The sequence below is a fragment of the Porphyromonas sp. COT-052 OH4946 genome, assembly GCF_000765965.1.
Classification (GTDB): domain Bacteria; phylum Bacteroidota; class Bacteroidia; order Bacteroidales; family Porphyromonadaceae; genus Porphyromonas; species Porphyromonas gulae.
The window spans coordinates 98,215-123,120 of record NZ_JQZY01000008.1; the positions used below are offsets into that span (position 1 = coordinate 98,215).

The following is a 24,906-nucleotide window of genomic DNA, read 5'->3' on the forward strand; positions in this document are numbered from 1 at the left end:
TAGTTTTGTAACAGTAAAAAATGAGTTTATGAAAAGTACTTTTCGCATCCTTTTCTACGTAAAAAAGGACAAACAACGGGCAGACGGCACGTTTCCGATTATGTGTCGCATCACGATTGACGGGCAGGCCAGCCGTTTCTATACGAAGACAAATGTGAATCTAAATGTATGGAATGCCAAAACCGGTGCTGCCATAGGCAAATCGAAAGAAGCGGTCGAAATCAATGCCCTTCTGGATACTATTAAGACAAGCATCCATAACGTATATCATGATTTGCAGACCAAGGAGAATAACGTTAATGCCGAACGGGTAAAGAATCTCTTTCTGGGGATTGAGGTAAAACACCAGACAGTTTTAGAACTCTTTCAACGGCACAATAAGGATGTGGCAAAACTGGTTGGTATCAATAAATCTAAAGAGACGCTTCAAAAATATGAAGTAGCCTATAAGCGGATGGCTGGATTTATTAAAGAGTACTATAACGTCTCTGATATTTCTCTGAAAGAAGTAAATCACATGTTTCTGCACAATTTTGAGATTTACCTGATGACCACCTGCCGGTGTGCTCCGAACACTACAGCTAAATTTCTTCAGCGCTTCCGTACCATTATTATCATGGCTAAAAATAACGGCTGGATACACATCGACCCGTTTGCCAACTTCAAAATAAGATTCCAAAAAACGGATCGCGGATACCTTACGCAGCAAGAGATAGACACTATCATGCAAAAAGAGTTCACGACCGAACGCTTGGAGAAAGTCAGGGATATCTTCATTTTCAGTTGTTTTACAGGTTTGGCATACATTGACGTAAAAAACCTGCGTCAATCCAATATCCGCACTTCGTTTGATGACAGACTGTGGGTAATGGGTAAACGGGAGAAAACCGGAGTGAGTTTTAGTGTGCCTCTACTGGATATTCCTAAGAAGATTATTGAAAAATACTCAGGAAAACTGCCCAATGATAAAGTCCTTCCTGTAGCGAGTAACCAGAAAATGAACGAATACTTGAAAGAAATCGGAACAATTTGTGGCATAGGCAAAGACTTGACCTTCCATCTTGCCCGCCACACTTTTGCAACTTTAACGCTTACAAAAGGAGTTTCCATAGAGAGCGTATCGAAAATGTTGGGACACACCAATATCAAAACGACACAGATTTATGCTCGGATTACCGATGCAAAGGTAAGCAGCGATATGGCGTCATTCGCAAAACGATTGGAGGAAAAGAGAATAAGGTCGAATTCATGTTTAGACAGATTATTCGAGTGCCTTTCTTTGGGAGAGAAGATGGCATTGTTTAATCTTCCGGATACATTGTCGCATGATCCGGAAAGGGTTAAACGTATATCTACAATGTGGCACAGTCTTTCCGAAGAAGAGAAGTCTTCCCTTTGGGCACATACATTTGAGAAGAAAATGGGTCTTCACTCAAAAGTAAAGACAGAAATCTCCATAGCAAACATCAACTAATTGGTTTCAATATATGGAATTACAACTTATTCAAAACAAGATTTTCGAGATTCGGGGACAACGAGTAATGCTCGATTATAATCTTGCCGAGCTCTATGAGGTTGAAACACGTGCGTTGAAACAAGCTGTGAAACGTAATATAAAGCGTTTTCCACCGGATTTTATGTTTGAACTCACGAAAAGTGAATGGCAAGAGCTTATCACAATGTGTGACAACCTGCCTCAGAACCTGAAATTCAGTCCAGCCCTTCCATTTGCATTTACCGAACAAGGGGTGGCAATGCTCTCTTCCGTATTGAGAAGTCCCCAAGCTATCGAGGTGAATATCTCTATCATGCGAGCATTCGTGATACTGCGTCAATACGCCTTAGGCTACGCCGAACTGAATCGCAAACTGGAGGAATTTATGATTGAAACGAATATGCAGTTTAGTGACATCTACCAAGCACTCACCGAACTCGCATCACAAAAAGAGCAGGAAAACAAACCTCGCCGGCAAATCGGTTTCACAGCAAAGCAAGAGGAGGAATAACCGATTAAATATGTTGTGTTATGAATCGAGGTTATATCAAAATCCGAGAAAACGGCGAAAATCAATTTGTTGTTGAAGCAAAACTTGTAAATTGCACTTTATGGATGACTAAGCATGAGATTGCGAGTCTGTTCAATGTGTATGTAAGTAGCATCGGCAATCAGCTTCGGAGTATATTCAAATTCGGGTTATTGTGTGAAGACGAAGTGAGCTGTATACATAAATATAAGTATAATGGTCGCGAATCTGAAATGAAGCTCTATAATTTGGATGCTCTCATATTCGTAAGCTACCGGACGGCCTCCTTTGAAGCAAGAGCTTTTAGGGAATGGGTCATGAAGGCTTTGACCGAATATATCCGTACAAAACCAGAAAGAGGAAAAGAGGTTTGGGTGGTATATAACTTATCGTCAAGATTTGCTGATATAAAACTAAATTAAGTAGAATATTCACAAACAATTCAGTTATGAAAAAGACAATTTATTTTTTGATTGCGGTTCTCTTCGTTGCTTGCAGTGGTTCAAATATGAATAGCAAGTACGAGAAAACCATTCGTGATTATGTATTGAAAGGTCAATCCGGCATTGACTTTAAGGTATTGGAAATGTCGGAACAAGGCACAGTCACGGTTGCCGACAGTATTGCTTATCTGACAAACGATTTTAGAAAGGATAAGGAAGTTGTCATCAAACGTATCGAACTTGCCAAAGCTATGACCAAGGAGTTACAAACCAAGACAAAACTTAAAAGTGAATATGATAGATATGCGGTAGATATTCAAAGAATGGATGCTCGTATCGACTCGCTTAAAAGTTTACTTCCTGACAACTTACAGGGATATGGCAGTAGAAATACAAATGATGTGCTGGCTGTGATTATCCGTTGTAAGTATTTGCTCAATATCTCAGGTACGACCGTTGAGGAAACATTTGATTTTTATTTATCCCCTAATGGGAATCAATGTTATAGGAAGAATGGAATTTGATATGTTGGGGATTTGTTGGTATATATTGTAATTTTGCAAGAAAAACTCTTTCAAGTGAAAATCTATAAAATTAGCGACATATTAGATAGTACCGAACCGGTACAGCATTATATCGGCATTTTTGAAGAGACGCCGGACGCAGATATTGAATGGCCTCACAGACACAATTTTTATTCAATCGTCTGGTTTACTCAAGGAAAAGGGCTTAATGTTATTGACTTTGAAGAATACGAAATTTGCCCTCAGCGAATTTTTACCACAAATCCTCGACAAATCCATAACTGGGAATATTCTGCTGAGACACAGGGTTATTTCATCTTGATGGAAACGTCTTTTGCTCAACAGTATAATATTGATTTTTCTACTCCCTACCGGGATATTGACAAAGAGGAAATCTCTTTTATGGAGACTGTTTTGAAGAAAATGCTTGCGGAAGAGGATAAGCAAAAGCAGGAGATAGCCATTTCCTATTTTATTTCTTTGCTTAAGAATGGGACGACTATTTATAGGAGTCAGGATAGCTTGATTTTTAAGTACAAAAAACTACTTATGGAAAATATCCATACGAATCTACCCATAACAGCTTATGCCGAACGACTGAAAACAACTCCTGATACACTAAGTGAACTATGCAAAGTGCAAACGGGGCTTTCAGCTAAGCAGTTGCAGTTGGATATGAAAATAACCGAAGCCAAAAGATTATTGTTATACACCTCTCTGAACATCAATGAAATCGCTTTTAAATTAGGATTTGAAGACAACTCTTATTTTGCAAAAATATTTCGCCGGAAAACATCTTTCTCACCGACTGCTTTCCAAAAGAAATATCTAAAAAGGTCGTAAAAGCACCCAAATAAAGGAGAAAAATCCTATCCGAACGCATTCTTGCCGAATTATCTTTGTAACCCAAAAAAAGATGAAACCGATAATTGGTATTTTGTTTTTATTTATTTCAGCGTTTGCCACAAGCACAAATAAAAGAAAGAGATATGGATTCAGAACGTTTTAATAGAGGCTGGCAAAAGCTTAAAGAAATTGATGGTGAGGCCGGCAAGAAAGTAATTGAAAGTCTCAAAGAGATTTCTCCCGACTTGGGAAGATTCATTATAGAGTATTCGTTTGGAGATATTTATTCTCGTGACGGCTTGGATTTGAAATCGAAAGAAATTGCGGTAGTTGCTGCACTTACGGCATTGGGCAATGCCCGACCGCAACTGAAGGTTCATCTCAACGGAGCGCTCAATACGGGAAGCTCTGTCGATGAGCTGAAAGAGGTTGTTTTACAAATGTCTGTTTATGCCGGATTCCCTTCTGCCATTAACGGGATGAATGCATTAAAAGAAGTCTTGCAGGAACGAAAACAGCATGGTGTTTCTGACAATGAGGGTTTTGAAGAAAGAAAAAACGCCCAAGACCGATTGCAGTTAGGAAAACAGCAATTGTCGGCGATAGCTCCGGGAATGGTGGAAAAGCTGCAAAGCACTTACGATGGTTTTGCTCCTGAATTGACACAATTTATACTCGAATACGGATATGGAGATATTTTCTCAAGAGAAAATTTGGACAGAAAATATCGTCAAATAGCCACCATTGCAGCGTTAACAGCCTTGGGCAATGCCCGCCCCCAGTTGAAGTTTCATATCGAAGCAGGCTTGAATGTCGGACTTTCCGAAGAAAGCATCAAGGAAATTATGCTTTTGATGACTGTTTATTCGGGTTTCCCATCCGCCATTAACGGGATGAATGCATTAAGAGAAGTACTTGACGAAGGTAAATGACCTGTTTCCGCATGGCGTGCATATAGCAGAGAGTGCCATTAGAATATGATTCACAGATTTTCCATTCCGAATCGGGCAATTTCATCGATAATCGGCAGCACTTTCTCGCCCAATGGTGTAAGCGAATACTCTACACGTGGAGGCACTTCCGGGTATTGTTTTTTGGCAATCAATCCCTTGTCGCAGAGGAATTTCAGTTCGTTTATAAGCATCTTCTCGCTTATACCCGGAATGGCACGCTTGAGCTCTCCGTAGCGGACTATTCTGCTGTTGATTTGATAAATAATGAGTAAAGTCCATTTACCTGCAAAAATCTGCATCGACTTTCGTACTGGGCATTCATTGTCTGAATTTTTTCTCTCCATAGCAATTTTTTATTATTGATTATCAATAAATCTAACAATATGGTAAGTATCATACAATATTGTAGGTACTTGACAAATAGAGAGCAAAGATATAATTTTGCCATCAAAAACTCAACTTTTCATCACAAAAATCAATCGGTAATGAGAAAGATAGTTTTATTAGCAGTTGTTTTGATGGGATTTGCATCTTGTCAATTCGGTGAAAACAAGAATTCATCTAAAAATAAAGATTTAAAAATGACAAATTTAGAAATTGTACAGCAGTATTTTTCTGCGTTGGAAAATGGCGATATGGCAAAAGTGGCGTCGCTTTTTGCCGATGATTTGGTTTGGCATCAGCCGGGCAAGGGCGTTCAGTCGGGTACTTTCACCGGGAAACAAGCCGTCTTTGCCCACTTAGGGAAATTGGCTGAATGGAGCGGTGGCGATTTGGGTATTAAAGTAGATTACCTTGCCGACAATGGGGCTATGGTGGTGGCTTCTATCCGTTTTGCTTTGGATAAAAATGGAGTTTCTATGGCGATGAGAGGCGTGGATTTGCTTCGTTTGGAGGACGGACTTATCAAAGAGGTCTGGCTTTTTTCCGAAAGAATTGAAGAGGAAGATGCTTTCTGGACAAGTCTGTCAAATAAAAAGTAAGTTATTACAGCATCATCAAAAGACGATATTATCCCCACTTTCTGAATCAGCTAGAAAGTGGGATACACTATCGTCTTCAGTAATGGGCAATAAAGTCATTATGGTGAAAAACATTCCTCAAAGCGAGCAGGTAAGTATTACTTATAACAATTGATGAAAGAATACCTATCCCAGAAACTAAAAGAAGTTCACCAAGAATTGGAGGCCATCGACATGGAAAGCTGTGATATCTCCGTAAAAGCTTTGGTTTCGATTATTGAATACTTGGAAGGATGCTTGCAAGAGATAAGAACCCGCTTTGTTTCCTTTGAATCTATTAGAGAGGAAGATGAAATTGTCTTTTTCAAAGAAATCAAGCCGGAGATTCTCGGATTTCTTCTTTACTTCAACAAAATACATACGATCGAGTTGAAATGCCCTAATGGGAGCAACGACACATTGGCAGCGTATTACCAGAGAGAATTGGATGGACTGACCTATTTCTTTCAGCAAAACCTCGACTTCTATCAGTATTACCGCTCTAAGTCCAGCCATTTGGATAAGCATTACTTCATCAGACACAAGCGTTGCCATCAGCTGGGACTCGAAAGTGTGCACTATATCATGGACAATGAATTTGCAACAGGTTACGATTATAAGGTTGCAAAAATCATCTGCAATGAGATGTTACGTATTTTCCTTAACAGGAAAATGCATGCACTGAAAAAACAGACGGTTATTAATAAAAGCAGGGCAACCTATCCTGTCAATGATTTGAAGTGGACAGGGCCCAAGGTCGCTCTGGTCGAGTTGGGATATGCTTTGGATGCGAGCAAATACCTTAACCGAGGTAATGCTGATATCAAAGAGATTATGATGGCTTTGGAAACGGTCTTTAATATTGATCTGGGCGAATATTACAGAACCTATGTATCCATCCGGGAACGAAAAATTGACCGGACAAAATACTTGAATCTCATCACTGAAAATCTTGTCAGACGAATGGATGAAGATGATGAAAGATAGTTGAAGATCAACTTATTATTTTTCCTGAGAACTACCAAGTTGGTAGTTCTTTTTTGTTCGTTTCAGACCTGACAGAAGCCCTCTGAAATCGTTGTTTTTTGACTCAAAAAAACTTTTACCAACTTGGCAGAGTATCGTTTTCAGGCTTCCGAACTTTGCACCGAATCAAGAAAATTACAGCAATGGAAGTCATCACTATAGACAGTCAAGCTTACAAAGAACTGGTTGCTAAAATAAACGCCATAGCCAAGTTTGTCATCGACCATCAGGACGGTGACAAGATGAACCCCGACGAAATGTGGGTGGACAGTTATGATGTTTGCACTTTTCTTAAAATCAGCGAACGCACTTTGCAACGTTTACGCAGTAAACGGCAGATTTCTTATTCCATTATCTCCGGTAAATCGTATTATACCATTGCCGAGATCAAACGGATGCTTGCCGAAAAGAGAATCCGCAGTACCGATGAATGTATGAACGACCTTGTCAATAATCATAAGCTCCATGCTCAGCAAAGACGAAATATTAAGGCGGACAAATAACGGACTGGACGTGTTCAGGCACTACATTCCGGTACAATGGAGAGTGGGACGAAATTTTCTGAATCCGCTGTATGAAGACCGCAAAGCATCTTGCAATGTTTACTTCGACCGGCATAATAACATCTATCGGATCAAAGACTTCGGTAATGATACGTATAGTGGAGACTGTTTCTTTTTTGTCGGAAAACTCAAAGGTCTGGACTGTAACAACGGAACGGATTTCGTGGAAATTCTAAAAACCATTAACCGGGACATGTCTTTGCATCTGGAGGATGCCGGTTGCATGTCTTATAGACCATCAGCCATTCCTTTACCACAAAAGAATACGCCATTGCATAGCGAGCCTCCTAAGAGCAAACCTTATCATATCATCCAACAAAAGTTCTCACAGAAAGAACTGGATTTTTGGTTTCAGTCGGGCATCACTCCCGAAATACTGAAACAGTATAAAGTCATTTCTCTAAAAGAGTTCCGAAGCGAAAACCGGGAAAGCAGACCGTTTGGTTACATTTCGTCAGATAGTGAGCCGATATTTGGCTATATGGGCAAGCGATATATCAAAATCTATCGTCCTTTTTCGGAAGTCCGTTTCCTGTACGGCGGAATGATCGGCGAGGGCTATTGTTTCGGATTGGAGCAACTTCCATCGAAAGGAGATACGCTGTTCATCACAGGAGGAGAAAAAGATGTGATGACACTCGCAGCACATGGTTTTCACGCCATCTGTTTCAATAGTGAAACTTCTACTATCTCGCCGGAAATCATCTATAAGCTTACGTTTCGCTTCAAACATATCGTATTGCTCTATGATGTAGATAAAACCGGTAGAGAGGCAGCCTTGAGACATGAAAAGGCATTGGCGGAGTATGACGTCAAACGATTGATATTACCGCTCTCCGGAGATAAAAAAGACAAAGATGTTACGGACTATTTTCACAAGGGGAACGGTCACAAAGAATTCCAAAAACTATTCATTGATCTTCTTGACAACCTGTATAATGAAACCATGACCATGCTCAAGTCATGTGAAATCGATTTCAATAATCCTCCCGCTAAAGCTGAGGAGGTAATTTCTGCAGGGGATGTACCACTCGGTACACAAGGCAACATTCTTTGTATCACGGGAGGTGAAGGTACCGGGAAAAGCAACTATGTTGCATCCTTAATTGCCGGTGCAGTCATCAAAGATCATCGAAATATAGACACGCTGGGCATCCAAGTGTGTAACAATCCGGAGGGTAGAGCCATTCTGCTGTATGATACGGAGCAATCGGAAGTACAGCTTTTCAAGAATGTATCTAATCTGCTCAAACGGGCTAAGTTGACAGAGAAACCTGAGGAGCTCCGGGCATTCTCTCTAACAGGGATGTCGCGTAAAGAACGTTTGCAAGCCATTGTTCAGAGTATGGATAAATACTATTACGAATACGAGGGCATCCGCTTGGTGGTTATCGACGGGATTGCCGACTTGGTGCTGTCTGCCAACGATGAAGCGGAAAGCATTCGTATAGTAGACGAGTTATATCGATTGGCCGGGATTTACCGTACGTGTATCGTCTGTGTTCTGCATTATGTACCTAATGGTCTGAAACTTCGGGGACATCTCGGTTCGGAGTTACAACGTAAAGCAGCAGCAATTTTGAGTATTGAACTTGATACCGAGCCGTCGGTATCGGTTGTCAAGGCATTGAAAGTAAGGGACGGAAGCCCGCTCGATGTTCCCTTGATGCAGTTTGCATGGAATAAGGAAATAGGCATGCACACCTATCTGGGAGAAAAACCGAGAGAGGAGAAAGAGAAACGGAAAGAAAAGGAACTGGCGAATGTTGCCCGTGAGATATTCGGTATGCAGAAGCATCTGACTTATATTGATCTTTGCGACCGCATCCAGCAGACGATGGATGTCAAGGAGCGTACCGCTAAAAGTTACATCAAATATATGAGAGAAAAAGAAATTATTATCAAAGATCCCTCGAACCAAAACTACTTTATCATAGGTCACATCATCTAAAAAAAACATAAGGTTATGTATATCGACAAGGAAAATTTTGAAGCATGGATGGAACGCATTATGGATCGCTTCAGCAGATTGGATAAGACCCTCGATAAAATGGGGCAACATCGGAATATGTTGGACGGAGAGTTGTTATTTGACAATCAGGACTTGTGCCAATTGCTTCACGTGAGCAAACGTACCTTGCAGCGTTATCGAAGTTCGGGGGAGTTGCCTTTTCATACACTTTATCAAAAGACTTTCTATAAGGAGAGCGACGTACATACATTTATCAGAGAGAATTTTAATAAGAAACGGAATGGGAGAAGTTCCGAAACGTTGTGATGAACCCAAGGAATTTGCATTCAGAATATTGTCAGAAGATTGTGTCTACTGATGATATTTGGGTTTTTCCGATAAAAACCTTTGGAGAATGAAACAGTTTTATGAAACGTACAGGGATTATCCAAAACTCTCACCACTGGTGAGAGAAATTAACTGGACGAATAACCTGCTTATATTCTCACGTAGCAAAAGTATTGAAGAGATGGAGTTTTATCTCAATCAAAGCATAAATGAACGGTACTCAAAAAGGGAATTGGATAGACAAATCTCTTCAGGACTATTTGAACGGACTATGATTGGAAACACAAAACTCTCAACAGTGTTGAGAGAAACTCACCCTTTCATAAAAAACAGTTTCAAGGATAGTTATGTGCTTGAATTTTTGACATTGCCGAAAGACCATGATGAGAAAGAACTTCAAAAAGGGCTGATCGGACAGATGAAAAATTTTATCCTTGAGTTGGGAAAGGATTTTCTGTTTGTTGGCGAGGAATACCGGATACAGGTTGGCAACAGTGATTTTTTCATTGATTTGCTTTTCTATCACAGGGGATTGCAGTGTTTGGTGGCGTTTGAATTGAAGGCTGATAAGTTTAAGCCCGAACAGTTGGGACAGCTGAATTTTTATCTGGAAGTATTGGATAGGGATGTAAAGAAGCCCAATGAGAATCCGAGCATTGGCGTTCTGTTATGTAAAGACAAAGACTGTGAAGTCGTAGAATATGCGCTAAGCAGGTATTTATCACCCACGATGGTATCGGAGTACCAGACCCAGTTACCCGACAAGAAAATCCTCCAACGAAAATTACAGGAATTATTTGATGAATGATAACAAATAAAAGCGGCTAACTTGTGAGATTAGCCGCTTTTGGTTTATAATCTTACACCTTTAACAACCTCTCTTTTCTCTACTTTCGGCATACTGCCTCCCACCGATGAGATAACAAGCCTGTCTCCCATGATTTCTTTCACACCTGCCAAAGTACTAGGTAATGAAACATCGGGTGCTATGGATGTTTCGCGTTTTACTTGTAATTGATTAAGAGGCTTTAAAGAGACAGCCTTGTCGGCAGTTACCTCTTCTCCTTCCTGTTCTTCTATCGGTTTCAGGGAGAGTTGTATTTTGCGGTCTAACCGTATCAACTCTTCTTTCAAGGCTTTCAACTCAGGCTCTTTCCGCCATGAACCTTCCACCACCTCTTTGAGTACCGGAATATCTTTCTGCAACTTTTCGTTTTCCGCCTGATACCTGTCCCTCAGTTTGGGCATAGAGTCAAGGGCATTCAGGAAGTTCAACGATGCCGTCTTTGGATCGGAGGCTATAATCCCATGATTGTAGTTGTAGAGAATATCGCCTGCGCCTTTGATAAAGAAGCGGTTTTGAATCAGGTCGAAACCGTCTTTGACCGTTGTCTCGGATTTGACCAGCAGATCGAAACCGTAAAGCGAGCCTATTTTCTCATGTGCTCCGTGTGTACGGGCGTTATCGGCAATTTCATTCAATTTTAAGCCGACTTCCTTCGGATTGCTCCCTTGCAGACCGTCCAGCAGTACCGGATTCAAACGGGTAATACCGTCCGGTTGATACTGTACACGAGCGCTAAAGGCTTTCATATCTTGGGATATGCGGCTGATAAAACGGTTGTTCTTCTCCACATTCGTAAGAGCATCCTCCAATTTATAGCGTGAAGAGGATTTACCCCGCATAAACGCTTGCCTCTCCGATTCGAGGGAGGCAATCTTCTTTTCCAAGCGGGCTTTCTCTAACAGTTCCGTATTCCCCGAAAGTATGGCCACATATTCACTGAAATTCATCCCGTTTTTTTCATCCATGCTTCCTTCGTCGATTGTACGGCTACCCAATGAATTGTTCTTCAGCTGACGGATAAAAAGCTGTTTGTTATGCAATAACCCAAATTTGTACGCATCCAATGATTTCTCCACAGCATAAATGATCACATCAACCTTATTGCCGGCATATTGCTTGGCGATTTCATTGCCTTTGCGGATACCCCGGCCATCCCTTTGCTCCAAATCCGACGGTCGCCACGGAGCATCCAAATGGTGAATGGCAACGCAGCGTTTCTGGGCATTCACACCCGTACCGAGCATTTCAGTAGAACCAAACAACACACGAATTTTCCCCTCGTTCATTTCCTTAATCATGGTCTTACGGGCTTTGTCCGTTTTGGCTTCCTGAATAAAACGTATTTCGTGCGACGGAATGCCATAATCTTCCATCAGTTTCCGTTTAATCTCCGAGCAGGGATTCCATTCGCCGGGCTTGTATGTTCCCAAGTCCGAAAAGATAAACTGTGTTCCTTTATGAGCCTCGAACTTTTTGTAGTATTCCGATACCATTTTAGCCACATGAGAAGCCTTATTGTCTATATGGTCACCGTAACTGTCAGGATCAATCATTCGCATATCGAGACTCATCTTTCGGGCGTAGTCGGTTGCGATCAACATTTTGGCTTTCTCTTCTTTTTCCGACAAAGGCTCACGCCCCAGTATCTCCCCATTTCCCGTCTTGGCAAATTCCACCAACTTTCCGATAAACTCCTGTTGGTCGGGAGTGGGCGGTATATGATGCAGGATTTCATTCTTTGCCGGGCGATCGATACCGATATCCTCGGCAGAACGATAATCCGTTATCTCGGCATAGAACGCGGCCAGTTCAGGGACTTTAATGAAATAGCGGAAACGTTCCTTCTGTACGATTTCATTCGTTACCGAAAATTCGTAATCAATCGATTTCTTGGCGAAAATAGCCGCCCACGCATCGAATGTATTGATGCCTTGCCTCTCCAATTCGTTCGGACGAAGGTATTTGAATAAAAGATACAGTTCCGTAAGACTGTTGGAAATGGTGGTTCCCGAAAGGAATGTCGCACCCAAATCTTTACCTGTCCTGTCCTGAATCGTCCGCAGAGCAAAGAGCATATTGAGGGCACGCTGTGAACCTTCGGCATTTCCCAATCCCGCGACACGGTCATGTCTGGTCGTAAAAGTCAGGTTTTTGAAACGATGCGATTCATCCACGTAAAGATGGTCGATACCCATCAGGCGAAAATCGACCGTGTCGTCTTTCCGGTTCTCAATCTGAAAAGCAATACGTTCCAGCTTGGATTCGAGATTCTGTTGTCTTTTGATAAGTCCCTTTTCCATCGCACGAGATATTTCCTTACCTTCCCTCCGAAGGAGTTCCAGATTCTCTTCCACACTATCGAGTTCCGCTTGCAGTATCTGCCGCTGTATCTCGGGCGATTGAGGGATCATACCGAACTGTTCGTGTGTCAGGATAATGGCATCCCAGTTATTATTTTTCATCTCATGGAAGATTTTTATCCGCTTGGCCGGAGTAAAATCTTCTTTGCCGGGATACAGCACCTTGGCATTGGGATAAGCCGTACAGTAGGTTTGCGCAATCTCGTGAACATTGGCTTTCAAGGCAATAATAACAGGTTTATTGACTAGTCCTAACCGTTTTTTCTCATAAGAGCTTACGCATATGATCAGCGTTTTTCCTCCGCCAACTTCGTGATCGATAATCCCTCCGCCGTTCAATATATCCATCCAGATGGCATCTTTTTGACTCTTATATAGATTGGGAATACCCAATCCCTTCAAATCCAGACCGGGAAAAGTTTGATGCGAACCATCGTAATCGGGGCGAACAAAGCAATTAAATGTGCGGTTATATTTGTCTGCCAGCCGTTCTTTAAACTCCTCGGATTGTTCTTTCAACCAGTCGGTAAAGCCGTTTCGTATTGCATCGATCTTTGAGTTGGCAAGTTGAATAGATTCAGCGTCTCGTATCTTCACCTCTCTCAATTCTCCGTCAATGTATTTATTGACCTTCTTTGTAATGTCCGGCGATGTGTTGTGCAAGGCATGTTTCATCAGGGCAATGCCGTCGAACGTTCGACTTTGGGTCTTTACCGCAAATTGATCCCATATCTTTACGTTTTTACTGTTTGTAGTAAGGGTATATTCGTCCCGGCTTGGGGCATAGTGTATCGAAACGTCCGTGTCGAACAGGTATGAAGCATATTTACTGTAAATTCCTGTCGGAATCCATCGTTCGCCGAAATTAAAATCCAGCTCATCGAAAAGAATTGGCCGGGGAATCGCTTCGTGTAAAGCCGAAAGAGACTCTTTGGCCGCTTTATGGTCAGCATGGCTCTCCAGAAAACGTTCCACCTGTTCGGCTTTGGAAATGACATTGCCACTGATGAACTTATCCTTGATTTCATAAGCCGCGATCATGGGATTGAAGTAAACCGTGCCTTTTAGTTCATCTAATAGTTCTTCGGATGTTCCTCCCGTGAGTTCCGCCATATACTCAAGGTTCACGGTTGCATATTTGTTGAGAGAAGCAGTCAGGGCTTCTCTGGCACTCCGGGCATGAGTTATCTCGTTCGGATTGAATGCGACGGGCTGCCGGAATATATCGGCTTTGACGGCTTTGCCATCGATGTAGCGTTCGAGTGAGAGGATTTCCGTTCCTCCCGCGTCCATCTTGATCAGGCTGAGATTTTTGGGGTCGTTGATGTTCCCGAAACGACGGATAAAATCGTCGTAAAGCCTGTTCAGCATTTCACGAAGGGCAGGATTCGCTTCCAATCGTGTCGCTTCGTTACTGTACAGGTGGTGATAAGTGTCCCGTATCTCAATATAAAGGGACGCTTTCGCCTGCTGTGTAGTCGTCAGTTGAAGCGGATGGAACATCGGCTGAAATCCGTTCATGTCCCGCAAATAGCCGATACGGTTGTTTTCATCGGTTATCAGTGAGCCTTCACGATAATGGGCCGGCATCTTTTCGGAAAGGTAATAAGGGATGGGTATTACCTGTTTCTCTTGCTCCCGTTTTTGAGCGGCTTCGTAAGCCATCTCCTCTCTCCAGTCCATGAAAAGGAGAGCTTGCTCCGATTCTACGTTGGGTTTTGCTCGCTTAACCTTCTTCTTGGGCTTTTTGACTTGGCTGCGTTCCTCCTGCGAGAAACCGAAGAGGTCGTAAAGCGTAATGACCGGTGCTTGTGAAACCGTATCTACTTTCACCTCCGAAGTCGGCTCTTTGAACTCATCTAATTTAAAGAGAGTATCCTGCTGTACTCCATCCCCATTCTTATAATGATTTTCCTCTTGAAGAATTACTCGTGATTGACCTTTTTCTTCCTGATTCCAAAACTTTTTTTCTTCAGGGAACCACTCGTCCTCAATAGCCTGCCAAAAAGGATCTAGATCATCAGGGGGACGAGAGGTCTCTTGATTAAAAGTAGGTCGAGTTTCTTCTAAGGTTAATTGCTGTTCGTTTGATAGCCGGATATCTTCCAACTCCTCGTCGGAAAAAACGTCTTCAAGTCCCAAAGGATTTTCTTCCCAATCCAACTGTGCGGCACTTTTTATTTCTTCTTGATGAGTATAGATATGATAATGCCGCAAATCCAGATGCCGGGCAAAGTCTTCTTTCAGCATTTGTCCCAAATCCCGGGCAATACCGTCTATCCCTCCTTCGTGCGTAAAGACAATGGCCGGTTTACCGTAAGGATCGGTATCTACTTTTGAATGGGTTTGCACCACCCGTGAAAAGTCGCGAAACAGATTGTTGATCGAAATACCGTTCGACAGTTTCCGGCTTTCGATAAAATCCTGTTCTCTTGGGCTTAGAGATGTATTTTCACTTTTTCGTTGCAGGATAATCAGGTCGCTCCCGACATCCGTCCCGGCATAGTCTGAAAAAAGATTGTTCGGCAGACGGATAGCGGAAACGAGGTTGCAACCGGTCATCAGGTATTCCCGTACCGGCTTGTTCTGTTCCGAATTAAGAACGCCTTGGCTTGTAATAAAAGCGATGATTCCGCCCTCCCTCGCCGTTTGAACGCTCTTGGTAAAAAAGTAATTGTGAATAGCCTGTGTCGATTGCTTGACCGCAGGATGCTTGTGATTCGAGAATTGCGGGTCGAAGACGGCTACATCCCCGAAAGGAATATTGGAAGCGATGACGTCAAAATATCCGGAGTAACGGTTCTCGATTTTTTGATAGCCTTCTATTCTGATATACTCATCGGGATAGAGATGCGATAAGATTTTACCGGTCAGCAAATCCTTTTCAAATGCCATATACCGGGATTCGAGAGTCTCTTCCTTAAAAGCCTCTATAAACGCTCCTGTCCCTGCACTCGGCTCCAAGAAACGCATCGGCTCAATCCCGCTTTCTTTCAGTGTTTTTGCCAAGATGTCAACAACAGGCTTAGGCGTATAGAAGGCGGTGAGTACAGAGTTTTTTAATGAACCGATATATTGTTTATACGCTTCCGGTGTGGAGGAGTATTCACGAAGTACCTGATGAAGTTCTGCGACTAAAGGGAAAAGCTCAGCTTCGGATTTAGACCAATGTCGGATATCTTCGGGTTTATCAACAGGATTTAGGATAGCCTTGAGCCCTCCAAAACCCGAATAGAGAGATAGCACGCTACGCTCTTCGGGCGTAGCTTCCCGTCGTTCTTTGTCGAGCATCAACACCAGCCGGATGGCGTCGATATTCTGTCGCAGATGAATACGCTTATTGTAGCCCATCTTCTAACAGCAATTGAATGATGCCGACAAGCTCTGTATAGAGGATTGAATACTCAGGGGTATCGGCGTAATGGTCGTTCAGGTGGTATTTGGCAAATACTGCCTGACATTCGGGTAACAATACTCTCGCTTTCTCTTCCGCTTCACCGGGAGAAACTTCGTCGTAAAACTCATTCCAAAGGATTTCGACAAGCATATTGTATGGGGAGAAGTGCAGCCCTTTGAAAAGGATTTCGTTTGCTATTTCAGCAGCCTGAATGTGGTCTAAGCCCGCTTTTATGGCTTGGCTGTACGCTTCGGCGGCCATGTCTCCCCGTACGGCAATGAAAGATAGGTCATTGGCCTTGTCGGGGTGGGCATCTCGCAAATAAGAAAGGAGGTTCAAACGGAAGTAAGACATTTCCGCCGGATCTAAATGGGGATTGTATTTCATACGGATGATTTTTTAGTGGTAAAATATTCAAATTGAAATAAGTAAAAGGCACCGGGGTATCCCTCCCCAGTGCCGCCACTAAAAAATTCAACAGTACCCCGACTTAACAATCGCTCATTAAACCTGTGGTGCGTATGAACTTCTTAGTGGCAAAGGTAGCGCTTTTATTTGCGTTTCCTGTTGAAACCTGTTTTTGGCGGAAATTCAAAAATGGTTTTATAGTCCGCGTCAAAGGCTATTATCGCATCAAAAGGCTTATTCTCTTTGCTCTTAAACCCTTTGATAAGTGGGGTCTTCCCTTTGAGCAGCAATTCTTTCAGTTGTCCGTCGGTCAGGTCTTTGCCCGATTTGTTCCGGAATACGGTAAGCCCGCATGCTTCGTTATTGCATTTGGCCACTTTCGGGAACAAAACGACCCGGCCGTTTTTACACTTCGGACAGGGATATGCTTCCCGTGCATGGCCGCTTTCAATCCGACTTTCCAACAGTTCGGAGGTAATTTGTGAGGCATATACCTCAATCCCCTTGTGAAATGTATCGGCATCCATTTCGCCTGCCGCTATTTTATTCAAGGCTCTTTCCCACTCTCCGGTCATGCTGACGTCGGCAATCTTTTTATCCCGTACGGCAAGATAAACCGTTAATCCTTTGTTTGTCGGAACAAGGGACTTTTTTTCCCGACGAATGTATTCGCGAGATAAGAGTGTTTCAATGATTCCCGCACGGGTGGCAGGCGTTCCGATGCCCAACTCTTTGAGGGCTTTCCGTTCGGATTCGTCCGTTAATTCTTTTCCGCAGGTCTCCATTGCCGAAAGAAGGCTGCTTTCCGTGTGTACAGGGCGAGGTTTGGTTTGCTTCTCCAAGAGTTCCCCATCGTTCACAGGAAGTGTATCACCGGTAGATAAATCCGGAAGTGTTGAAATAGCGTCATCCTCTCTTTCTTCATCCTGTGTATTCAGCACGCCTCGCCAACCGGGGGTTAGAACAACACTCCCTTTTACCGAAAAAGACACACCTGCAATTTCCAACGAAACGGCAGTAGTTTCTTGGGTACATTTCCCGGAAAAGGCTTCCAGCACACGGGCGACAATCATATCGTACAACGTTTTTTGCTCGGAGGATAAATCTTGGGGCATATTCTCTGTAATAATCAGAGCGTGATGATCGGTTACCTTCTTATCATTTACCGAGCGCCTGTTGAGTTCCGTACCCGATGATAGCGCTTGGGCATAACTTCCGAATGACGGATCAGCCGATAATTGAGCGATAAGGGCGGGTATATCCGCAAACACATCATCGGAGATATACCGGCTCCCTGTTCTCGGATAGGAAATGAATTTGGCTTCGTAGAGCGATTGGGAGATTGATAGGGTTTTGTCGGCCGAGAAACCGTGCCGGCTGTTCGCTTCCTTTTGCAAGGTAGTCAGGTCGTAAAGCAATGGCGGTTCCTGACTTACTTGCTTCTTTTCAACGTGGGATACGCTGACATATTCTGCGGAGCGGATACGCGCTAAGATTTTGTCGGCGTCTTGCCGGGTGTCGTACCGGTCGGTAGAGATTGCCGGGAACGATATCGATTCTTTTGCCGTGTGGAGCCTTATCTGAAAATAGGTTTGTGGTTTAAACTCCTTGTTTTCGAGATAGCGGCTGCATATCATCGCCAAGGTCGGCGTTTGCACCCGTCCCAATGACCAGACGCTGCTTCCGGCACTGATGGAAAGGGCTTGCGAAGCATTGATGCCGACAAGCCAGTCGGCTTGGCTGCGTGCTTTGGCGGAGAGATAGAGGTTATCGTACTGCGTTCCCGGGCGCAGGTTGTTCAATCCGTTTCGGATTGCCTGATCCGTAAGGCTGCTTATCCAAAGACGGTCAAAAGGTTTATCGCCGTTAAGATACGCGTACAGATATCTAAAGATCAATTCACCTTCCCGGCCGGCATCGGTCGCTACCACGATACGTTCGCACTTGTCGAACAGTTCTCCGATGATTTTAAGTTGTTTCAATACGCCCGGATCGGGCTTGTACTCCTTGCCGTCTTTGATTTGGCGGGGGATCAACTTAAATGTAGCCGGAAGTATCGGCAGGTTCTCTGCCTGAAACCCCGTGATGCCGTAGTCGGCAGGCATGGCCAACCCGACAAGATGTCCGAAAGCCCATGTAACGGCATAGCCGCCACCCTCCAGATAACCCTCTTTGCGGTTATCTGCACCGACGATAGCCGCTATATCGCGGGCTACGCTCGGTTTTTCTGCTATAATCAATTTCATACTACTGTTGGATCTTTTTTAGTGGTTGAATTAAATTCTTTGTCCGGAGGATTTTCTCACAGGCTTTTTCAAGCCTTGTTGCTGTTTCTGACGGGTATCTTGCGCTTCCGTTGGCCGTTGTTGACCTTGCTTCAGAGGTTCTTTGGCATATTTCGTCGCTTCGTTGGTTTTTCCGTGACTATTGACGGCAACCTGCGTTTTGCTTTCTTCGGCAGGCTTCACGTGGGCACTTTGTTTTCTCGCCCTGTCGGGATCCCATTTGAAGAAATCGAGTTTCCCTTTCTCATGATTAACTTTTACATAGGCATTAAAAGGTTCGCCTTTCCCGTCTTTAACCATACCTTGCACATAGGTTGTCTTCCCCTCCCGAAGCGCATTCTGTTGCTTCTCGTTCAAATCGACGCCTAAAAGGTTTGGGGGGATGCGAACTTTGTTGGGTTCCGCGGGCGATGGGCGTTTTTCCTTGTTGCTTTGTTGATGCCTGTTCCGGTTCAACCCGTCGTAAGTAAAATCATACCCGCCTTTGGCCGCGTTGAACTGTACATAAGCATCGAACTTTTTGGGATGATCCGTCCCGATTGTATTTCTGGACGTCATTCCTTCAACCAACACTTTTTTACCTTCTTGGAGTGCCTGTTGCTGTTCGGGAGTGAGTTCAGTGCCTTTCAGGTTTTGGGAAACGGTTAGTCTGTCTGCCGGAACGGCTTCCAGACGGTTCGTCAGTTTATCGATGGATATCAATGAAGGAACTTTTTCGCCGGGGATGTTCGGCTCTAATTCTACCACTCTACCGCCGTTACCTGTTGCCAACAGGTTTTCTTTGACGTCATCCGGAAGGATAATGCCTTGAAACGGTTTATCCAAATCGACTTGGTGCTGGTAGGGATGCGGCACGAATTTCAAGCTTCCGTCCGGCTGCTCTTCCAACGACAAACGGGCTTTCATCGGATACTCCACGCCGTCGATGTTTGGAGTAATATTCAGCAAATGCGGCGATTTATACCCGTAGCTCATCGCATTAAGATCGTCTTTAATGGTTTCCGGCTTGATGCCGTATTTCTGATACTCGCTTTCAGGAATACGATTGGTGTCGAATTGCCGGAAATCGGTTTTCGGTTCGTCTGTTTGGGGTGCGTTGGCTTTCATTTCTTCTGTTTGAGGGTTAATAATTTCGTTTTGCTTGGGTGCCGATTGAGACTCTCCCTGTGTTTGATTCAGGAAGTTCTTCGGATTGATGCGGAATTTCTCCAATTCCTTTTCGGTTAGCGTCAGTACCTTGTCCAACATCTCGACCGTAACGGCATAAAAACCGATATGCGACGGATTTTTGAACTGGTTGAAGAAGTTTCTGAAAAAGTTCTCAATCGGATCGGCGTGCCGGTCAATGATGAGAAAGTCATTGGGCTTTGCCTTCAGGGGGTCAATGGCATCGATTTTTCCTTTTTTGTCGATACCCTTTACTACTTGGAGTTTGTTGCCTTCTCCCTCTTCTCGCATCAGGAGAACACGGTCTTTCGGATTTAATTTTTCGTCCATAATTATACTGTTTTTGTTACGCATCACTATTAATGCGTAACGAAAGTAGTCGGTAACAGAACGATTCTAAGCTGTTTGAAAGGCTCTGGAAGAGTGTGGCGTCAGGATGGCGGTGTGTGGCGTTGAGGGGGACTTAGCAGGACTTTGGTAAAGATGTTTTCATTAGTAATAAGGATACTGGTAATTAAGAGGAGACTTGTCTTGCCTAAATCAAATATTATCAATACCTTTGCAAGGTATATCAATAATTTGACAAATGAAACAGTTGAACAGGCTAAAAGTCGTTCTTGTAGAACAGAATAGAACCGGTAAATGGTTGGCAGAAGAGTTAGGTAGAAATGAAGCAACGGTTTCACGTTGGTGTACTAACGAATACCAGCCATCATTGGAAACACTTGCTGAAATAGCCGAACGACTGAATGTAGATATAAAAGATTTACTTGTTTCAACAAAATAACACAAATGAATATACCTATTTTATCATATTTCTCAGGAGGTGGATTTTTAGATCTTGGATTTGAACAGGAAGGGTTTGAGATTATTTGGTCGAATGAAATCTCAGTTGAAATTTCAAAAATATATAATTCAGGAATGAGCTCTACATTAGAGAAAGAAATGAATATTAGCTCTAATGAATCTATCGAAGATATTAATATTTCATCTTTGAAAAAAAAGATTGTAAAAAAGATTGATACCCCAATATGGGGAATTATTGGAGGGCCTCCTTGTCCAGATTTTTCTATTGGAGGGAAAAATAAAGGAAAAAATGGAGAAAGAGGTAAATTGTCAAAAACTTATGTAGATCATATTTGTACACTTAAACCTTCTTTCTTTATATTTGAGAATGTAAAAGGATTGATTAAAACAAAAAAGCATCAAGAGTTTTTCATAGAATTAATCCAACAATTACAAGAAAATGGTTATGCGGTAGATAGCAAATTGCTTAATGCCTTGGATTTTGGCATCCCACAAGACAGAGAACGAATTATCCTACTTGGAATTAGAAAAGGTTTATTCCGGAAAATTTTTCGGAAAAATTATTCAAGCCAAAGTGATTGGTTTCCATGGCCTACTGAAAAATACCCTAAAGCAAAAAATGCTTTTGAGTGGGATAAAATTGATGACTTTGAGGCATTAAAAAAAATACCCGATGAATTAAAAGTTGGAAGTTACATCATAAATCAGGAAGAATTGGGTAAATTGCCAAATTCTGATGAATACTTCAAGCCAAAATCGTCAAAATTTAGCGAAATAGAAGAGGGAGATACTTCTAGAAAAAGTTTCAAAAAATTGCATAGAAATAAATTCAGTCCAACAGCAGCATATGGCAATAACGAGGTACATTTGCATCCGGAACAAAAAAGAAGGCTATCCGTCAGAGAGGCCTTAAGAATACAAACAGTTCCTGACTCATATGTGATTTCAGGAGATATCTCATTATCAACTAAATTTAAAGTGATAGGCAATGGGGTCCCTGTAAAGTTAAGCAACGAGATTGCCAAATCGATGAAAAAACTTCTAGATAGAATAATCGAGTAATTTATTGTATATGGATTTTTCAGTAGAATCTATAAGGAAAGATGTGGGAACACTTTCAGAGAAAGAGTTTCTCATTAAATACTTGCTACGGTCAGATAATTGGTATTTTAGCGAATATCAACATAAATCTGAGGCCGATTCTATAGCCCAAATGGATGCACTCAAAGAGATAATTAATAAAAATATAGGAGTGGCATTTCATAATGTTTTAATGGTTGGGAGTGGGAAAATTGGATGCAGTTTATCTCCAAGTAAAGACTTTAAAAAATTTGATGAAGGGGATGAAGATTCTGACATTGACATTGCAATCATTTCATCTAAACTATTTGACCATTTATGGAATAAAATAAGGGCGGAATACAGCATTAAATACTTATGTCATTATAACCAAATAACGTCGTCTATTTTTAGAGGGTTTATAAACGAACACAATTTCAAAAACATAGATGAAATTCGTCCGGATTGGAACAATCAGATTGACGAAGTAAACAAATCCTTACAAAAACATTTATCTATCTACCATTCTATTAATTATAGAATTTATAGAAGCTGGGAAGATTTAGAGGCATACCATATTTTAGGAATTAGAAAATTAAAAGAAAAAATTTAAATATAACACTTATGGGATTGACATATAATAGACATGAACTGAAAGTAGAACATATTTTTCGTGACTTTAAGGACAGTTCTTTGATTGTTGATACAAGTTATCAAAGAAGAAGTGTTTGGCTCGAAAGAGATAAAATAAGATTAATAGAAACCATATTAATGGGATTGATAATTCCAGAAGTTTACTTCTGGGATGCAGAGACCGACCCTGATACCGGAAAAACCATAACCCACATTGTAGATGGGCAGCAAAGAATAAATGCAATTGTCCAGTTCATAGGTAATGAATTCCGGTTATCAAAAGAGCATTTGACAAGTGAAGATATTAAAGAAAAATATGGAGATAAACGCTTTGAGAATTTATCTAATGATGATAAGGTAATCATATGGTCTTTTAACTTGTCTATTGTATCAATAAAGAACAAAGAGCGAGATGAAATAAGGAATATTTTTTATCGCCTTAACTTGACAAATTACTCCTTAAATGACCAAGAAAAAAGGCATAGTAATACTTGGGGACTCTTTGCTGATTTAACACAAGAAATTGTCGAATTGCCATTTTGGATTGACTATAAACTATTTAACTATGGAGATATCAAGAGAATGAAAAATGACGAATTTTGTTCATCTCTTATTTTATTGGCGAGAAAGGGTATAATAAATCAAACTAATCAAAGTCCTCTGAATGAAGCATATACAGACTATGCATCCAACTATCCTGAATATGAGGAAGATAAAAACAGAATATTAGAATGGATTGAAAAATTCAAACAATTCTATTCGCAAGAAAATTATTCATTTATGAGGAAACGAACACAACTGTACACCGTGTTTTCTTTAATGGATTATTTAACCCAAGAGAAGATAAATATTAACACCACAATGATAGAACGATTTAGTGAATTTATCAAAAAATATAATGAATTCGAGAATTCATCTGATACAGAAGTGGAAACTACCCCTGATAACGAAGCGATAAAAAAATACAAATTAGCGTCTTCGGAAGGAGTAAATAAGATTAAAAACAGAAAGTTGCGATTTGAAATATTAAAAAACTATATATTAAATATCTCCGAGTAAACTATTCAGAAATTTTGTCTTGATAAGAAATCGTTTTTGGGGCAACCATTGTGAGGTTGCCCTCTACTTCTTCGTAAAATTTGATTCGCATACTTTTCCGAGAAGCAACTGATTCTAATATCGTATTTGCAATTTTTTCGATCAGTAGTTTTAAGTTATCTCGTTGCTGAATTTCGCAATCCCATACGGTTAAAATTTTCCATCCCATTGATAAAATTTGAATAGCATTGTTTTTATCTCGCTCTTTGTTTTTTGCAATTTTTTTTACCCAATAATCGGTATTTGTCTTAGGAATATGCGAGTCTATACAACCAATATCGTGCCCATGCCAAAAACAACCATGAACAAATATTACTATTTTATATTTAGGAAAAACAATGTCTGGTTTACCGGGTAGCTTTTTATAATTAATCCGGTAACGGAAGCCTTTAGCAAAAAGGGCTTTCCGCAAGATTATTTCCGGCTTAGTGTTCTTCGATGGAATTTTCGACATTACTTCCGAACGTTTCTTTTTATCCCAAATATCCATTTGTTACTGACTTAACAACACATTACAAAGATAGAAAAACTATTGTTTTGTGTCAACAATCAATGAGAAACATTTTTGATGACTGCCGCCACATCTCGGCAAGAGTGATATACTTCTACGAAGCCTCTTGTTGCAGCAAGTGTTGTAAATCCGGATCATTCTTTATCCGTTCTAACTCGTCGGTAACGATTTGTTTCGTTTCCTCCTTGATGCGATTGTAGTTAAGTTGTATCTGCTCTTTCATGCGGTCTGTCCCGTTCTCATCCGTAAAATCAGTGATAACAGGAATAGGTTGATAAGCCTTTGTTTCGGCTGCAATCTTTGCATTATCCACTACAATCTCGCAGTGGAAAATTTTTTGCTCAATGCGTTCATAAGGAGTTGATAGAGAGATTTGAGGCGATTCTTGCTCAACGACGTCATAGCCGGCAAAAGATTTATTCTATTCACGAACCTGAGGTACAATGCATNAGGTCTCCATCATCCGCTCGGCTACGGGGCTTATTCTTGGTGCTCAATCATTTCGTAATGAGTATGATGGACACACGATAGAAGCCTCGTTGGCACAAGTGGAACGCCTCACACAGAGAAAGATCAAGATACTGGCAGGCGACAGGGGCTATCGGGGTAAGAAAGAGGTTAATGGCACTCAGATTTTAATACCGGATGTTCCCAA

At 41.7% G+C, this 24,906-nt stretch carries 21 protein-coding genes and 3 pseudogenes; 17 read left to right on the top strand and 7 right to left on the bottom strand.

Going from position 1 to position 24,906, the window contains the following annotated elements; all coding sequences use genetic code 11:
* Positions 1-28: 28 nt before the first annotated feature.
* From HQ50_RS02165 to HQ50_RS02190, 6 genes and pseudogenes are all read left to right on the top strand, one after another.
* Positions 29-1,219: pseudogene (locus HQ50_RS02165) on the top strand (site-specific integrase); the annotation flags it as partial.
* A 268-nt stretch (positions 1,220-1,487) separates the two neighbouring features.
* The gene (locus HQ50_RS02170; RefSeq protein ID WP_039427983.1) at positions 1,488-2,006 is read left to right on the top strand and encodes an ORF6N domain-containing protein; all 519 of its coding nucleotides are present in this window, start codon (positions 1,488-1,490) and stop codon (positions 2,004-2,006) included.
* 20 nt (positions 2,007-2,026) lie between these two features.
* A complete protein-coding gene (locus HQ50_RS02175) occupies positions 2,027-2,446 on the top strand; it encodes a virulence RhuM family protein (protein WP_021679520.1) in 420 nt (139 codons plus the stop codon).
* A gap of 26 nt (positions 2,447-2,472) precedes the next feature.
* Entirely contained in the window at positions 2,473-2,991 is a 519-nt protein-coding gene (locus HQ50_RS02180; protein ID WP_021679521.1) for a hypothetical protein, read from the top strand.
* A gap of 54 nt (positions 2,992-3,045) precedes the next feature.
* Positions 3,046-3,834 (top strand): AraC family transcriptional regulator, encoded by a 789-nt coding sequence (locus tag HQ50_RS02185; protein ID WP_039428064.1) that lies wholly within the window; start codon positions 3,046-3,048, stop codon positions 3,832-3,834.
* A gap of 146 nt (positions 3,835-3,980) precedes the next feature.
* Positions 3,981-4,769, top strand: coding sequence for a carboxymuconolactone decarboxylase family protein (locus HQ50_RS02190; protein WP_039428066.1), 789 nt, complete (start codon positions 3,981-3,983; stop codon positions 4,767-4,769).
* A 50-nt stretch (positions 4,770-4,819) separates the two neighbouring features.
* Here HQ50_RS02190 and HQ50_RS02195 read toward each other — a convergent pair whose 3' ends face one another.
* A complete protein-coding gene (locus tag HQ50_RS02195) occupies positions 4,820-5,134 on the bottom strand; it encodes a helix-turn-helix domain-containing protein (RefSeq protein ID WP_039427985.1) in 315 nt (104 codons plus the stop codon).
* A 141-nt stretch (positions 5,135-5,275) separates the two neighbouring features.
* On the opposite strand from HQ50_RS02195, the gene HQ50_RS02200 reads away from it, so the two are divergent.
* The 6 genes from HQ50_RS02200 (at position 5,276) to HQ50_RS02225 (ending at position 10,487) form a co-directional block, all read left to right on the top strand.
* Positions 5,276-5,773, top strand: a complete 498-nt coding sequence (locus HQ50_RS02200) for a nuclear transport factor 2 family protein (protein ID WP_235317911.1) — start codon at positions 5,276-5,278, stop codon at positions 5,771-5,773.
* A 153-nt stretch (positions 5,774-5,926) separates the two neighbouring features.
* Complete coding sequence (locus tag HQ50_RS02205) at positions 5,927-6,778, top strand: RteC domain-containing protein (protein WP_039427988.1); 852 nt, start codon at positions 5,927-5,929, stop codon at positions 6,776-6,778.
* Between the two features lie 182 nt (positions 6,779-6,960).
* Complete coding sequence (locus HQ50_RS02210; RefSeq protein ID WP_021680126.1) at positions 6,961-7,320, top strand: helix-turn-helix domain-containing protein; 360 nt, start codon at positions 6,961-6,963, stop codon at positions 7,318-7,320.
* On the top strand, positions 7,283-9,331 hold the full coding sequence (locus HQ50_RS02215) for an AAA family ATPase (protein WP_039427991.1): 2,049 nt from the start codon (positions 7,283-7,285) through the stop codon (positions 9,329-9,331). The genes HQ50_RS02210 and HQ50_RS02215 overlap by 38 nt, the downstream gene beginning before the upstream one ends.
* 15 nt (positions 9,332-9,346) lie before the next feature.
* Entirely contained in the window at positions 9,347-9,658 is a 312-nt protein-coding gene (locus tag HQ50_RS02220) for a helix-turn-helix domain-containing protein (protein WP_039427995.1), read from the top strand.
* 58 nt (positions 9,659-9,716) lie between these two features.
* Entirely contained in the window at positions 9,717-10,487 is a 771-nt protein-coding gene (locus tag HQ50_RS02225) for a YhcG family protein (RefSeq protein WP_255327674.1), read from the top strand.
* Positions 10,488-10,531: 44 nt separating this feature from the next.
* Here the strand turns inward: HQ50_RS02225 and HQ50_RS02230 are convergent, their stop codons facing one another.
* From HQ50_RS02230 to HQ50_RS02245, 4 genes are all read right to left on the bottom strand, one after another.
* The gene (locus tag HQ50_RS02230) at positions 10,532-16,237 is read right to left on the bottom strand and encodes an N-6 DNA methylase (RefSeq protein WP_039427997.1); all 5,706 of its coding nucleotides are present in this window, start codon (positions 16,235-16,237) and stop codon (positions 10,532-10,534) included.
* Positions 16,224-16,670, bottom strand: coding sequence for a DUF1896 family protein (locus tag HQ50_RS02235; RefSeq protein WP_039428000.1), 447 nt, complete (start codon positions 16,668-16,670; stop codon positions 16,224-16,226). Before HQ50_RS02235 ends, HQ50_RS02230 begins: the two co-directional genes overlap by 14 nt.
* A gap of 164 nt (positions 16,671-16,834) precedes the next feature.
* Positions 16,835-18,937 carry a type IA DNA topoisomerase gene (locus tag HQ50_RS02240; protein WP_039428003.1) on the bottom strand — a complete coding sequence of 701 codons (2,103 nt, stop codon included), beginning with the start codon at positions 18,935-18,937 and terminating at the stop codon, positions 16,835-16,837.
* A 30-nt stretch (positions 18,938-18,967) separates the two neighbouring features.
* On the bottom strand, positions 18,968-20,473 hold the full coding sequence (locus tag HQ50_RS02245) for a DUF3945 domain-containing protein (protein WP_039428074.1): 1,506 nt from the start codon (positions 20,471-20,473) through the stop codon (positions 18,968-18,970).
* Positions 20,474-20,729: 256 nt separating this feature from the next.
* Here HQ50_RS02245 and HQ50_RS02250 point away from each other — a divergent pair, with 256 nt between their 5' ends.
* The 4 genes from HQ50_RS02250 to HQ50_RS02265 are packed head-to-tail and all read left to right on the top strand — an operon-like array spanning position 20,730 to position 23,701.
* On the top strand, positions 20,730-20,930 hold the full coding sequence (locus HQ50_RS02250) for a helix-turn-helix transcriptional regulator (RefSeq protein WP_021680135.1): 201 nt from the start codon (positions 20,730-20,732) through the stop codon (positions 20,928-20,930).
* Between the two features lie 5 nt (positions 20,931-20,935).
* A complete protein-coding gene (locus tag HQ50_RS02255) occupies positions 20,936-22,012 on the top strand; it encodes a DNA cytosine methyltransferase (protein WP_039428006.1) in 1,077 nt (358 codons plus the stop codon).
* Positions 22,013-22,022: 10 nt separating this feature from the next.
* Positions 22,023-22,622: a hypothetical protein gene (locus HQ50_RS02260; RefSeq protein WP_039428008.1), complete on the top strand. Its 600-nt coding sequence runs from the start codon at positions 22,023-22,025 to the stop codon at positions 22,620-22,622.
* A gap of 11 nt (positions 22,623-22,633) precedes the next feature.
* Positions 22,634-23,701: a DUF262 domain-containing protein gene (locus tag HQ50_RS02265; protein WP_039428011.1), complete on the top strand. Its 1,068-nt coding sequence runs from the start codon at positions 22,634-22,636 to the stop codon at positions 23,699-23,701.
* Position 23,702: 1 nt separating this feature from the next.
* Here the strand turns inward: HQ50_RS02265 and HQ50_RS02270 are convergent, their stop codons facing one another.
* Positions 23,703-24,230, bottom strand: a complete 528-nt coding sequence (locus HQ50_RS02270; protein WP_021680139.1) for a very short patch repair endonuclease — start codon at positions 24,228-24,230, stop codon at positions 23,703-23,705.
* A 115-nt stretch (positions 24,231-24,345) separates the two neighbouring features.
* A pseudogene (locus HQ50_RS02275) lies at positions 24,346-24,603 on the bottom strand (conjugal transfer protein TraG); the annotation flags it as partial.
* Here HQ50_RS02275 and HQ50_RS02280 point away from each other — a divergent pair.
* Positions 24,600-24,906: pseudogene (locus HQ50_RS02280) on the top strand (IS5/IS1182 family transposase); the annotation flags it as partial. The pseudogenes HQ50_RS02275 and HQ50_RS02280 overlap by 4 nt on opposite strands.

Bases quoted from the DNA above. Each gene is read 5' to 3' on its own strand.
- HQ50_RS02250 (WP_021680135.1), top strand. From the start codon at position 20,730: ATGAAACAGTTGAACAGGCTAAAAGTCGTTCTTGTAGAACAGAATAGA.
- HQ50_RS02210 (WP_021680126.1), top strand. From the start codon at position 6,961: ATGGAAGTCATCACTATAGACAGTCAAGCTTACAAAGAACTGGTTGCT.
- HQ50_RS02245 (WP_039428074.1), bottom strand. From the start codon at position 20,473: ATGGACGAAAAATTAAATCCGAAAGACCGTGTTCTCCTGATGCGAGAA.
- HQ50_RS02270 (WP_021680139.1), bottom strand. From the start codon at position 24,230: ATGGATATTTGGGATAAAAAGAAACGTTCGGAAGTAATGTCGAAAATT.
- HQ50_RS02190 (WP_039428066.1), top strand. From the start codon at position 3,981: ATGGATTCAGAACGTTTTAATAGAGGCTGGCAAAAGCTTAAAGAAATT.
- HQ50_RS02180 (WP_021679521.1), top strand. From the start codon at position 2,473: ATGAAAAAGACAATTTATTTTTTGATTGCGGTTCTCTTCGTTGCTTGC.
- HQ50_RS02265 (WP_039428011.1), top strand. From the start codon at position 22,634: ATGGGATTGACATATAATAGACATGAACTGAAAGTAGAACATATTTTT.
- HQ50_RS02175 (WP_021679520.1), top strand. From the start codon at position 2,027: ATGAATCGAGGTTATATCAAAATCCGAGAAAACGGCGAAAATCAATTT.
- HQ50_RS02215 (WP_039427991.1), top strand. From the start codon at position 7,283: ATGCTCAGCAAAGACGAAATATTAAGGCGGACAAATAACGGACTGGAC.
- HQ50_RS02260 (WP_039428008.1), top strand. From the start codon at position 22,023: ATGGATTTTTCAGTAGAATCTATAAGGAAAGATGTGGGAACACTTTCA.
- HQ50_RS02200 (WP_235317911.1), top strand. From the start codon at position 5,276: ATGAGAAAGATAGTTTTATTAGCAGTTGTTTTGATGGGATTTGCATCT.
- HQ50_RS02255 (WP_039428006.1), top strand. From the start codon at position 20,936: ATGAATATACCTATTTTATCATATTTCTCAGGAGGTGGATTTTTAGAT.
- HQ50_RS02235 (WP_039428000.1), bottom strand. From the start codon at position 16,670: ATGAAATACAATCCCCATTTAGATCCGGCGGAAATGTCTTACTTCCGT.
- HQ50_RS02195 (WP_039427985.1), bottom strand. From the start codon at position 5,134: ATGGAGAGAAAAAATTCAGACAATGAATGCCCAGTACGAAAGTCGATG.
- HQ50_RS02220 (WP_039427995.1), top strand. From the start codon at position 9,347: ATGTATATCGACAAGGAAAATTTTGAAGCATGGATGGAACGCATTATG.
- HQ50_RS02170 (WP_039427983.1), top strand. From the start codon at position 1,488: ATGGAATTACAACTTATTCAAAACAAGATTTTCGAGATTCGGGGACAA.
- HQ50_RS02240 (WP_039428003.1), bottom strand. From the start codon at position 18,937: ATGAAATTGATTATAGCAGAAAAACCGAGCGTAGCCCGCGATATAGCG.
- HQ50_RS02230 (WP_039427997.1), bottom strand. From the start codon at position 16,237: ATGGGCTACAATAAGCGTATTCATCTGCGACAGAATATCGACGCCATC.
- HQ50_RS02205 (WP_039427988.1), top strand. From the start codon at position 5,927: ATGAAAGAATACCTATCCCAGAAACTAAAAGAAGTTCACCAAGAATTG.